At 43.7% G+C, this 1,402-nt stretch carries 1 protein-coding gene; it reads right to left on the bottom strand.

Going from position 1 to position 1,402, the window contains the following annotated elements:
- Window positions 1-130: 130 nt before the first annotated feature.
- On the bottom strand, window positions 131-1,294 hold the full coding sequence (locus DW49_RS0123695) for a DNA polymerase (protein WP_024421450.1): 1,164 nt from the start codon (window positions 1,292-1,294) through the stop codon (window positions 131-133).
- Between the last annotated feature and the right edge of the window lie 108 nt (window positions 1,295-1,402).

Genomic DNA, 1,402 nt, shown 5'->3' with positions numbered 1-1,402 from the left:
AGTTATTGATAAAATTTGAACTTTACGTTAGTTAGTAGCTGGTTTTTTCGAAAACAGTACACTAGTAACGAGAAACGGCCGATTGTTAGCACCACAAAAGAAGTCGGGGCCAGCATAGGCTTAGTTATTTTCAATCGCCAGGCAATTGGACCGTTTCAGGAGAAAGACTAAATGGCCCCAACGATGCCTTTCCTGTCACCTTGTGTTCAAGGTGGTTGGACATAACCTCTGCAAAGATATTGACTACGACTTGCGGGTCAAAACCTTCTTGGTGCTGAAAAAGCACAGCATCGTGCATTGGCACTTTTAGCTCGACTCGTGGTTCGCCGCTCATTGCAATTAAAGCCTTTTTAAAAATAAGTGATGCGGTCCCTTGGACTTGCTGGCTAATTGAGGATCTCTTCTCCTTCTCACTTAGAGCTCCCGTTCTCTCTCTTTTAATGTGGTTGCCAAGAGCGGTTCCAATTTTGCCCTCTGTTTCAAACTGGGTATAAATCCTGGCTTTCCAATTCTCAAACTCTGCAAATTGCTTAAAAAAAGCTTTTGCATTTTGTCTGTCTGCGCCGTACCCGTAGGCCGCATCAATTAAGTCACGGTGCCTCATTCCATACGCAAAAGATAGGAATAGTCGTTTCGCCTCTTTTCGCTTTGTTACGTCCCGAAAGATAGAGTCGGCCGCTATTTGATAGAGATCACCTTCCGCATAGAGTTTCGTAAGTAACGGATCGCCGGATAGCGCGGCCATTATTCCGGCCTCGTACTGCTCGTAATCGACGTAGGAGAAGAGTTGCCCTTCATCTGGAATGAGTATATCCCGGTGCTGCTTAGCGAGATTTTGCAATGATGGGTCTTTGAAGTATATGCGCGAGGTAATCGAACCGAATGAATCTACTATTGGGAAGATTTTTTTCTGGCTGAGCGGTATTGCCGCCAATACCATTCTGGATTTATGAATTCTTCTTAGGTTGAGTATGTCATCAGCGTATTCGTCTTGCATTGTGACGAAATTAAGAACGTAATCTACGTTTACGCCAGAAAAATCAAACCCGCGAGGTTCTAAGTATTCAACGACGTCCTCATCTGATGGGACTTCAAGAGGAACACTGTATTTGGCCGAGAATTGCTTTAGGGCCATGTAAAAATCGAACTCTATCTTATCCTTGTGACCTCTGAGTACCTCCGTGCTAATATTTATTCCAGTCGCAGCAGAACCTATTAGGTAGCGCGCGACAGGTTGCTCTACTTGGATTAACCTGTCCCATTCTAGTGTACTGTTTTCGAAAAAATCAGCCACCAACTAACGGAAAATTCAAATCTTATCAATAGCTTAGCTTGCAGGTTATGGGTAACTTATTTCGAAAACAGTACACTAGTGTGCCGTCTCAAAATTAACTTCTCTCAT

The sequence above is a fragment of the Pseudomonas avellanae BPIC 631 genome (assembly GCF_000444135.1).
GTDB classification, from domain to species: Bacteria; Pseudomonadota; Gammaproteobacteria; order Pseudomonadales; family Pseudomonadaceae; genus Aquipseudomonas; species Aquipseudomonas avellanae.
This window is presented reverse-complemented; position numbering and strand designations above follow the sequence as displayed.